Below are 10,112 nucleotides of genomic sequence, written 5' to 3'. Positions count from 1 at the left end.
GCCCACAAACTGGCAGGGAGGAGCGCCAGCGACGACCGGTGCCCGCGGGAGCAACGCTGCCGGACCACGCCGGAAGCGGGAACAGGAACTGGATCTTGATCTTTGGGGTCCGGATCGGGGTGGTGGCGGGGGAGTGCACGCGTGCGGGCTTGACGCCGGCGGCTCTGTCGTGGGGCTGAGCGGGGGTCTGCCGAAAGTCGTATCGCGTGGGGTGGGGGTCTTGCTGTCGCGGGATGTGGCGGCGGGAGCGGATCGACATGATCCTTTCGGGGCGGTGAGCCCCGCTTCGAGGGCATGAAACGGCGTGTCCTCGTCCCGAGGTGAATGGCGAGTTGAACCCCCTCATGACGATGACAGTGAATGCGCCTGAGCTATCGACGGGGCAGCGCGAACCGGTGCGGTGGCGGATCGCGGGATACGCGGTCGGTGCGGCGTTCGCGGGCGGGGTCGGCGTGTTCGCGGGGCAGGAGGTGCAGGCGGCGTGGGGGCGGTGGGCGGCCGGCGGGTATCTGCTGGCCGCGCTGATCACGCTGCTGTGGCGGGCGCGGGAGGCGGCGACCGTCGTGGCGTTCGGCGGGGCGGTCGTGGCGCCGCTGGTGTGGATGGTCACCGGTGGGCGGGACATGTCGACCGTCGGGACGGGCGCGCTGACCGTGGTCAAGCGGGCCGGTCGGCTGCTGCTGGAGACCGGGAGCCCGTATCTGCCGGTGGATCGGCTGACCGGGCCGGAGTCGCTGAACCCCTACGGGCCGCCGCTGACGATCTTCGGGCTGCCGCACGCGCTCGGGCTGGACGGCTGGGCGGGTAACCCGCGCACCTGGTTCGGGCTGACCGCGGCGCTGCTGGGATATGCCGCGCTGCGCCACCTGCGGGCGGACCGGGCGGGCTGGCGGCTGACCGCGGCGTTCGCCTCGCCGATGCTGGCGCTTCCGCTGATTCTCGGCGGTACGGATCTGCCGGTGCTGGGCCTGATCGCGCTCGGCATCGCGCTGCTGGCGCGCGGCGCACACCTGTGGCTCGCGGGCGTGGTGCTGGGGGTGGCGTGCGCGATGAAGGTGACGGCCGCGCCGGCCCTGCTGGTGCTGCTGCCGATGCTGCTGGCGCGCGGTGGTTGGCGGCCCGCGCTCACGGTCGCCGGGTCGGGGCTGCTGGCGGCGCTGGGATCGGCCGCGGTCACGGCGCCGGCGATGCTGGCCGACCCGCACGACCTGGTGCACAACATGGTCCTGTTCCCGTTGCGTCTCACGCCGCAGCAGACCACGGCGGCCAGTCCGATGCCGGGTCAGGTCGTGGCGACGGGCGAGTCCGGCGGCAAGGTCATGATGATCGCGTTCCTGCTGGTGCTGATGGCCGGGATCTGCGTCTACCTGTGGAGACGTCCGGCACGGGACGTCCCGGCCGCGGTGCTGCAGATGGCCGTGATCTGGACGCTGGTGTTCAGCCTCGCGCCGTCGACGCGGTTCGGCTACTTCGTCTACCCGCTGGTCGTCCTGGGTCTGCGGCCGTCCGTTAGATCCGGTTCCGGCTCAATGGACTAGGGCTCTTCCCTGATCCTCGGGCGTCCGGCGCCGCACCATAATAGACGGCGGCCGATGCGCGGCCGGAGACGGGGAGCTCATGTTCGGACGGTTGATGGTGGCGGTCGCCTCGGTGACGGCGCTGGTGGTGGCGGGCCCGGTGGGCGCGGCGGCCGCGGGCGGGAAGACCACGGCGGTGGTGCGGCGCACGGAGTACGGGATTCCGCACGTGCTCGCCGAGTCGTACCGCGGGGCCGGCGTCGGCGCGGGTTACGCGTTCGCCGAGGACAATCTGTGCCTGCTGGCGTACCAGGTGTTGGCGCTGGACGGGGAGAAGTCCCGCTGGTTCGGCGCGGGCGGCGGGAACCTGGAGTCCGATCTGTACCATCGCTGGATCCGGCAGACCGGTGTGGTGGAACGGCTGCTGGCCGCGCCGGAGCCGGCCGGGCCGTCACGCGCGGCACGCGAGATGGCCCGCGGCTACGCGGACGGCTACAACCGCTACCTGGCCGAGACCGGCGTCGACGCGCTCCCGGAATCGGTGTGCCGCGGTGCGGAGTGGGTCCGGCCGATCACCGAGCTGGACGTGTGGCGGCGGTCGCTGCAGCTCGCGGAGATGGGCGGCACCGAGGAGCTGACCGGCCTGATCGCGGCCGCCCAGCCTCCGGGCGTGCCGGCCGTGGCCTCCCGGCAGAAGATCGACGCCTTCCCCGAGCGTGAGCGCGGTATCGGCAGCAACGCGGTCGGGCTCGGCGGCGACGGCACCACCGCGGGCACCGGCATGCTGCTCGGCAACCCGCACTTCCCGTGGCAGGGCGACCGGCGTTTCCATCAGGTGCAGCTGACCATTCCCGGACAGCTCGACGTCACCGGCGCCACGCTGCCCGGCATGCCGATGGTCGCGATCGGCCACAACGCGCGCGTCGCCTGGTCGCACACGGTCTCCACGGCCATGACGATCACGCTGCACCGGCTCGCGCTCACCCCCGGCGACCCGACGCGGTACGTGGTGGACGGGCAGACGCGGGCGCTGCGCAGCGACCCGGTCACCGTGACCGTGCGGCAGGACGACGGCACGCTCACCACCGTGTCGCAGCCGGTCTACAGCACGCCGGAGGGGCCGGTCGTGGCCATCCCCGGCCTGCTGCCGTGGGACACCACGCAGGCGTTCCAGCTGCGCAGCGCGAACGCGGGCAACCTGCGCATGATGGACCAGTGGCTGGGCATGGCCAAGGCCCGCGACGTGCGGCAGCTGCGCGACGTGCAGGCCCGGCTGCTCGCCTCACCGTGGGTGAACACCACCGCGGCCGACGCGACCGGCACCGCGTACTACGGCGACCTGCAGACCGTCCCGCACGTCACGGACGAGCTGCGCACCCGCTGCGAGATCACGTCCGTGGACGGCATCCCGGTGCTCGACGGCTCCCGTGCCGCCTGCGGCTGGGGCAGCGACGCGGGCACGCCCGTGCCCGGACTGCTCGGCGCGCAACGGCTGCCGACGCTGTTCCGCCGCGACGTCGTCAGCAACATGAACGACAGCCCGTGGCTGGCCAACCCGGCCGCGCCGCTGACCGGATATCCGTCCATCGTGGGTGATGCCGGGACCGAGCGGTCGCCGCGTACCCGCCTGGGCCTGGAGATGATCTCGTCCGGGATCGCGGACCGCGGCTTCACGCTGGCCGAGCTGCAGGCCATGCTGATGAACAACCGCAACCTCACCGCCGAGCAGGGGCTGGCGTCCGTGCTCGACCTGTGCCGGGCGAACCCGACGCTGACCGCGTCCGACGGCCGGGCCGTCGACGTCACCGCCGCCTGTGCCACGCTCGCCGGGTGGGACACGCGCGGCGACCTCGAGGCCCGCGGCGCGGTCGTCTGGCGCGCGTTCGTCCAGCGCCTGCGCACCAGCCCGTGGACCATCCCGTTCGACCCGGCCGACCCGGTTCACACCCCGCGCGGCTTCGACGCCACCCGTCCCGGCGTGTCCGCCGCGCTCGCGGACGCGGTGCAGGCGCTCGGTGCCCTCGTCGGCACACCCCTCAAGGACGTGCAGCAGTACGAGGGGATCGGCGTCCACGGCTGCGACGGCCGCGAGGGCTGCTTCAACGTCATCACCGCCGGCCTGACCCCGGTCACCGGCGTCCAGCACGGCACCAGCTTCGTGCTGGCCGTCGAGTTCACCCGCTCCGGCCCGCGGGGGCGCACGCTGCTCACCTACGGCCAGTCCGCCAACCCGGCGTCCCCGCACCACACCGACCAGACCCACCTGTACGCGGCCAAGCAGTGGGTCACGGACCGCTTCACCGAGCGCGAGATCACGTCGGACCCGCACCTGACGGTCCGGCGCCTGCGCTGAGAAGTCACAGCCGGAGGAGACCGGCTGCGGTGGGGGAGAAGCCGCAGCCGGTGTAGAAGCCGTCGAGGTGCGGCTCGTAGTCGACGTGGAGCCAGGTGGCGCCGGCGGCGGAAGCGGCGGCGGCGGCCTCGCGGACCAGGCGGCTGCCCAGGCCCTGGCGGCGGTGGCCCGGGTGCACGGTGGTGTCCAGGAGGAACGCGTGGACGCCGCCGTCGGTCGCCACGTTGACGTACCCGATGAGGTCTTTCCCGGCGGACCACGCGGTCACCCAGGTGAGGCTGCGGGCGTGGACCGGCGCCCACGAACGGCTCTCGTGGCCGGGCCAGGCGGCGGCGAACAGCGCGTTCAGCGCCTCGTCCGCCACGCTCTCTCGAATCCTCAACACCCGGCGAGGGTACGGGGAACCGCCGCGCTCGCAGGGCTCGGCCTCACTCCGGTGCGCCGAGGTGCGGTGGCCGGTCGTGCCCGCCGGATTCGAGGCAGCAGAATGAGCGTGTGATCAACAGCGGGCAAGACGCCGACGTGGTGGTGGTCGGGGCCGGGGTCTCCGGGCTGATGACCGCGGTCCGGCTGCACGAGGCCGGCCGTCGCGTGATCGTCCTGGAGGCGCGGGACCGGGTCGGCGGGCGGCTGCTGACCGAGACGCACGACGGCGTGCGGCTGGAGATCGGCGGGCAGTGGGTCTCGCCGGACCAGACCGCGGTGCTCGCGCTGCTGGACGAGCTGGACCTGCCCACGTTCCCGCGCCACCGGGCCGGCGAGTCGGTCTACATCGGACGCGACGGCGTCCGGCGCACGTTCACCGGCGAGGCGTTCCCGGTGTCCGCAACGACCGCGGCCGAGGTCGACCGGCTGACCGCGGAGCTGGACATGCTGGCCGCCGCCATGGACCCGCTGGCACCCTGGGACCACCCGGACGCGGCCGCGCTGGACCGGATCTCGTTCGCGGCCTGGCTGGAGTCGCGCACCGGCGACGCCGAGGCCCGGGACAACGTCGGCCTCTACATCGGGCCGGCGATGCTGACCAAGCCGGCGCACACGTTCTCTGCGCTGACCGCGGTGCTGATGGCGGCGAGCGCGGGCGCGTTCAGCCACCTCGTCGACGCGGACTTCATCCTGGACCGGCGGGTCGAGGGCGGCCTGCAACAGGTGCCGCTGCACCTGGCCGCGCGGCTGCCCGACGGCGTGATCCGGCTCGGCGTGCCCGTCACGGAGATCACCTGGGACGCGAACGGCGCCACGGTAAAAGCCGATAAAGTCTATAAATCCGGAAAAGTCGTGGTGGCGGTGCCGCCGACGCTCGTCGACCGGATCCGGTTCGCGCCCGCGCTGCCGCCGGTGCACCGGCAGATGCGGCAGCACCAGTCGTTCGGCATGGTGATCAAGCTGCACGTCAGCTACGACCGGCCGTTCTGGCGTGATCATGGCCTGTCCGGGACCGCGTTCAGCCCGTACCGCGTGGTGCACGAGGCCTATGACAACTGCAACGAGGACCTCGCCGGCGACACGCGAGGCACCCTGGTCGGCTTCGTCTCCGATGTGCAGGCGGACCGGCTGCTCACGCTCACGCCCGAGGCCCGCCGTGCCGAGGTGCTGGACGCACTGGCCGGCTACTACGGCGCCGAGGCCCGGCATCCGGTCGCCTACTACGAGAGCCCGTGGGCGGCCGACGAGTGGACCGGCGGCGCGTTCGGCACCAGCTTCGGCATCGGCGCCCTGACCCGCTACAACAGCCTGCTCCGCGAGGACGTCGGCCCGATCGCCTTCATCAGCTCCGACATCGCGGGCCTCGGCTTCCTCCACGTCGACGGCGCGGTCCGGATGGGCGAGTCCGCGGCGGCGCGGCTGCTCGGCCGGGCATCGTGAACCGGCGGGACGTCCGGCCGGCCCTTACCGCGGCCTATACCTGACCAGAGGTGTCATCTTTCCGGACGATGATCGGCCGTATGATCCTCAACCCGGCCCGGACCTGGCTCGGCGTCGTCCACGCCGCGCACGTGCAGCAGGCGGTCTCGCTCGGCATCGCCCAGGTCAACCACGGCAAGCGCACCAACCTCGCCCGCCTCCACCGCGGCGACGGCCTGGTCTACTACTCCGCCCGGGACGACATCGGCGGCCGCCCGCTGCGCGCGTTCACCGCCCTCGGCATCATCGCCGACAGCGCGCCCTACCAGGAGGAATCCGGCCCCTGGCGCCGCCGCATCGACTATGCCGCGACCACCCCGGCCACGCTGGCCGAGATCGGTGACCGGCTCCGCGTGACCACCACCGGGAACTGGCGCCACGGCCTCCGCTTCGGCCTGATCCCGCTCCCGCCGGAGGATTTCGCGACCCTGCACGCGGCCATGACGATCAACCCCATCAGCGGGTACGGAACCGGAGCGCACTGACCGCCGTCGAAGCGACCATGAAACGGACAGTGGTGACGGCCGTGCTCATCATGGCGGCAACAGGATGTGCGGCACCGGACCTGGCCGGGAACGCCGCGCCGAGACCGACGGCCTCGTCCGTCCCCGGGTGGGAGTCGTGCAGGGCAGCCGGTATGGAGCTCCCGTGGGGCAGGCCGCTGGTGCCGATCCCGGTCGGCGAGGACCAGGAGGACCTGCCGCGCCTCCCGCCCGACTTCGCCGCGACGACCGCGATCGTCTGCGGAATGATGTCCGTGCCCGGCAGCGCGACCGTGCCCGGCAGCGCGACCGTGCCCGGCAGCGCGACCGTGCCCGGCAGCGCGACCGTGCCTGGCGGCGCGACCGTGCCTGGCGGCGGCGATGTGCCTGGCGCTACGGACGTGCCCGGCGCGGTAGGTGTGCCCGGCGCTACGGGCGGGCCGGGCAGCACGGATGCGTTCGACGGTACGGAGGTCGTGGAGGCGGAACAGCGCACGGACGACCCGGTCGCCGTCGGGGCACTGGTGACCGCGCTGCTGCTGCCGGACCTGCCGCCGACCGAGGGCGACTGCACGGCCTGGGGCTACATCTCGCCGTGGTTCGCACTGCAGGACGCGACCGGCCACTGGGTCCGCCCCGGCATGCCGCTCGACGACTGCCGTCGCCCGCGCATCGAGGTTCGCGACGCCCTTGCCGGCCTCCCGCTGGTGGCGGTCTCTCAGACACCTCTCGGCTGACCGCTCGGGGGACTCGGGCGCTATTTCCCTAAATATCGGGCGCGGAGCGCCCGTCCCTGTCCGGTCAGGCTGGCTCCCGGGTCCGGTCAGGCCGGCTCCCGGGCCGCTGTCAGGCCGGCTCCCGCGCCGCCGTCAGGTCAGTTCCGGTGCTGCGGTCAGGTCGAGTTCGACGACCTGGCCGGGGAAGCGGAGCCGGGACACCCCGAGCAGCGTGCTCGCGCTGGTGAACGCCGGGCCGAGCGCGGACTCCGTGAACAACCGCCACGCCAGCGACAGCAGCGCCCGGTCGTCCGTCGCGACGTAGACCACGGATCGGACCACGTCCGCGGGCCCGGCGCCGCCCGCGGCCAGCGCCGCCAGGCTGTTCGCCACCACCTGTTCCACCTGGGCCGTCACCGCGGACGCGTCCGCGGTGTCCGCCGGTGCGACGACCGCGCCGGACCGGTCGAGCGGGCACTGCCCGGCCAGGTGGACCGTGGGCCCGGCGGCCACGATCGTCACATGGTGGTAGCCGGGCGTCGCGTGCAACGACGGCGGATTGACGCGATCGACCCTCATGCCTGTCGTGCCCCTCAACTGAACACTCGGTCGCTGATCATGCGGGTGGCGCCCAGGTAGGCCGCGTCCTCGCCGAGCTCGGACAGGACGATGGGCATGTCGCCGGTGGCCAGCGGCAGCGAGGAACGGTAGACGACGCCGCGGATCTCGGCCAGCAGCGCGTGGCCCATGCCGGAGAGGCCGCCGCCGATGACGATCATGCCGGGGTTGAAGAAGCTGACCAGGCCGGCGAGCACCTGGCCGACGCGGCGGCCCCCGTCGCGTACCAGTGTGGTGGCGAAGTGGTCTCCGGCGGCCATGGCGTCGGCGACGTCGCGGGCGGTGAGCGCGCCGGTGCTCGAGAGGCGCAGCGCGAGGAAGTCGGAGCGGCCGTCCTCCGCGGCCGCGGTGGCGTCGCGGGCGAGCGCGGCACCGCCGAAGTACGCCTCCAGGCAGCCGGTGTTGCCGCACACGCACTGTGGTGGCGGACGGTCCGGGGACATGACCGCGGTGTGCCCGATGTCGCCGGCGCAGCCGTTCGCACCGCGGTAGACGCCGCCGCGCATGACGATGCCGGCGCCGATCCCGGCGCCGATCTTGACGAACAGGAAGTCGTCGAACGGTTTGGCGATGCCGGCGTGTTTCTCGCCGAGCGCCATCAGGTTCACGTCGTTGTCGACCAGCACGGGGCAACCCAGCTCGTCCGCGAGCTGGTCGCGGACCGGGTGCCGGTCCCAGCCGGGCAGGAACGGCGGCGCGACGGGCACGCCGTCGGCGAACCGGACCGGGCCGGGGATGCCGACGCCGGCGCCGCACAGGAACCCGCCGCCCTCGGCGCGCACCTTGACCGCCAGCTCGACCGCGCGGCCGAGCACGGCGGCGGGGCCGCGGCGCAGGTCGACCTGTTCGGTGACGCGGGCGACCGGGCGCAGCTCACCGTCGGTGAGCGTCACCTCGAGCGACGTGGCGCCGAGCGCGATGCTGAGAAAGCGCATGCCGGCCGCGATGCGCACGATGGACGAGCGCCGGCCGCCCCGGGACGCGGCGGGTTCGCCGCCCTCCAGGAGGCCGCGGTCGGCGAGGCGGGTGACCTCGACGGCGGCCTTGGAGCGGGAGAGGCCGACCGCGTCGCCGAGCTCGGCGCGGGACCGCTCGCCGTCGTCGCGGAGCAACCGGAGGATGCGCGCTTGGTGCGTGTTCTCCGGACCGTCCACCTGTCACCACACTTTCGCTCGGGCGAGGACAAAGATACCGCGAAGTCAACTGAAAGTTGTGCTGTTTAGGGTCTTTCTTTTCCTGTGACGGCGCGCTAACTTTCCGGGCAGGACGTAACACGGACGACACATGGGCGCACCGGATGACACCGGTGCCCGTACCACCACAGTCGGCGTTCGGCGGCGCTCGACCCACTCTCAAATGCGAACCCGACCTCGGCTCGGGCGATGAACCCTGCCGTTTTCGAGAGGTGACACAGCATGGACGAGTCCCGTCAGAGCCTCACCCGACGCAAGATCCTCGGCGCTTCCGCAGCCGCCGCGGCCGCCATCGGCGCGGTCGGCATCCCGGTCCTGGCCACCGGCACGCCCGCGCTGGCGCACGGCAAGGACGGCAAGCTGCGGGCCGAGCCGCTGATCCCGGGCCGGAACCGCGGCATCATCCTCTACAGCGTCCGCGACCGGATCACGGCCGCGCCGGACGAGAGCGGTGTGCCGTACGGCTTCGAGCGTGTGCTGGCCCGGCTGGCCGAGCTCGGCTACAAGGAGATCGAGTTCGCCGGCTACACGCAGAACACGGCGATCCTCGGGCGGCAGATCACGCCGAAGGAGATCCGCAAGATCCTCGACGACAACGGACTGGTCGCGAACGGCACGCACACCACGATCAACGCGGCTACGTTCACCGAGCAGCTGGACATCGCGCAGACGCTCGGCATGAAGAACATCGGCACCGGCGCGGACCCGACGAACAGCTCCTACACCAAGGACTGGGACGCGGCCGCCGACCTGTGGAACGAGCTGGGCCGCCAGGCCACCCGCCGCGGGCTGCGCCTCTACACCCACAACCACGACTCCGCGTACGGGTTCCTGCTCGACGCCGGCCCGAAGGACGCGAACGGCAACCCGACCCGGTCCTCCGGCACGCGCAAGCTGGAGTACTTCTTCGGCAAGACCGACCCGCGGCACGTCTTCTTCGAGATGGACATCTTCTGGTCCTACGTGGCCCGCCACAAGCACCACACGTTCACCGACGCGCGCGGCAACGCCAAGAAGAACCTCTTCGACCCGATCCTCACGGTGGCGGAGCGCACCAAGCGGTTCCCGCTGTTCCACGCGAAGGACGGCGACAAGAGCACGACCGACGCCAACGGTTACACGATGGTGCCGCTCGGCCTCGGCAACATCAACTTCCAGCAGTTCTTCCAGACGATCGGCGAGCCTGACTTCCACCACGCCAACTGGGAGCATGACGGTGCGCCCGGCGGTGCGGCCAACCCCGGCCAGTCGCTGGCGTTCGCGGACATCAGTTACCAGAACCTGTCCGCGCTGACGATCTACAAGCGCTGAATTGTAACGAAGAGGGT

At 72.3% G+C, this 10,112-nt stretch carries 9 protein-coding genes; 6 read left to right on the top strand and 3 right to left on the bottom strand.

Going from position 1 to position 10,112, the window contains the following annotated elements; genetic code table 11:
• Positions 1 to 395: 395 nt before the first annotated feature.
• The gene (locus OP04_RS46175) at positions 396 to 1,538 is read left to right on the top strand and encodes a glycosyltransferase family 87 protein (RefSeq protein WP_051800100.1); all 1,143 of its coding nucleotides are present in this window, start codon (positions 396 to 398) and stop codon (positions 1,536 to 1,538) included.
• Between the two features lie 79 nt (positions 1,539 to 1,617).
• Complete coding sequence (locus OP04_RS46170) at positions 1,618 to 3,870, top strand: penicillin acylase family protein (protein ID WP_033346398.1); 2,253 nt, start codon at positions 1,618 to 1,620, stop codon at positions 3,868 to 3,870.
• A gap of 4 nt (positions 3,871 to 3,874) precedes the next feature.
• On the opposite strand, the gene OP04_RS46165 is transcribed toward OP04_RS46170, so the two are convergent.
• Positions 3,875 to 4,255: a GNAT family N-acetyltransferase gene (locus OP04_RS46165; RefSeq protein WP_051800099.1), complete on the bottom strand. Its 381-nt coding sequence runs from the start codon at positions 4,253 to 4,255 to the stop codon at positions 3,875 to 3,877.
• 110 nt (positions 4,256 to 4,365) lie between these two features.
• On the opposite strand from OP04_RS46165, the gene OP04_RS46160 reads away from it, so the two are divergent.
• The 3 genes from OP04_RS46160 to OP04_RS46150 all read left to right on the top strand — a co-directional run bounded on the left by OP04_RS46160 (position 4,366) and on the right by OP04_RS46150 (position 6,994).
• Complete coding sequence (locus OP04_RS46160; protein WP_232324003.1) at positions 4,366 to 5,736, top strand: flavin monoamine oxidase family protein; 1,371 nt, start codon at positions 4,366 to 4,368, stop codon at positions 5,734 to 5,736.
• Positions 5,737 to 5,804: 68 nt separating this feature from the next.
• The gene (locus tag OP04_RS46155) at positions 5,805 to 6,260 is read left to right on the top strand and encodes an EVE domain-containing protein (RefSeq protein WP_085067320.1); all 456 of its coding nucleotides are present in this window, start codon (positions 5,805 to 5,807) and stop codon (positions 6,258 to 6,260) included.
• Positions 6,261 to 6,412: 152 nt separating this feature from the next.
• Positions 6,413 to 6,994, top strand: coding sequence for a hypothetical protein (locus tag OP04_RS46150; protein ID WP_033346397.1), 582 nt, complete (start codon positions 6,413 to 6,415; stop codon positions 6,992 to 6,994).
• Between the two features lie 132 nt (positions 6,995 to 7,126).
• Here the strand turns inward: OP04_RS46150 and OP04_RS46145 are convergent, their stop codons facing one another.
• Both OP04_RS46145 and OP04_RS46140 read right to left on the bottom strand, forming a co-directional pair.
• Positions 7,127 to 7,552, bottom strand: coding sequence for a RidA family protein (locus tag OP04_RS46145; protein WP_033346396.1), 426 nt, complete (start codon positions 7,550 to 7,552; stop codon positions 7,127 to 7,129).
• 14 nt (positions 7,553 to 7,566) lie between these two features.
• The gene (locus OP04_RS46140; protein ID WP_033346395.1) at positions 7,567 to 8,745 is read right to left on the bottom strand and encodes an ROK family transcriptional regulator; all 1,179 of its coding nucleotides are present in this window, start codon (positions 8,743 to 8,745) and stop codon (positions 7,567 to 7,569) included.
• A gap of 261 nt (positions 8,746 to 9,006) precedes the next feature.
• Between OP04_RS46140 and OP04_RS46135 the strand changes: the two genes are divergently transcribed.
• Positions 9,007 to 10,095, top strand: coding sequence for a sugar phosphate isomerase/epimerase family protein (locus tag OP04_RS46135; protein ID WP_033346394.1), 1,089 nt, complete (start codon positions 9,007 to 9,009; stop codon positions 10,093 to 10,095).
• Positions 10,096 to 10,112 lie beyond the last annotated feature (17 nt).

This window comes from Catenuloplanes japonicus (genome assembly GCF_000717135.1).
GTDB lineage: Bacteria > Actinomycetota > Actinomycetes > Mycobacteriales > Micromonosporaceae > Catenuloplanes > Catenuloplanes japonicus.
Note: the sequence above shows the minus strand (reverse complement) of the source record. Positions and strands in the feature narration are given on the sequence as shown.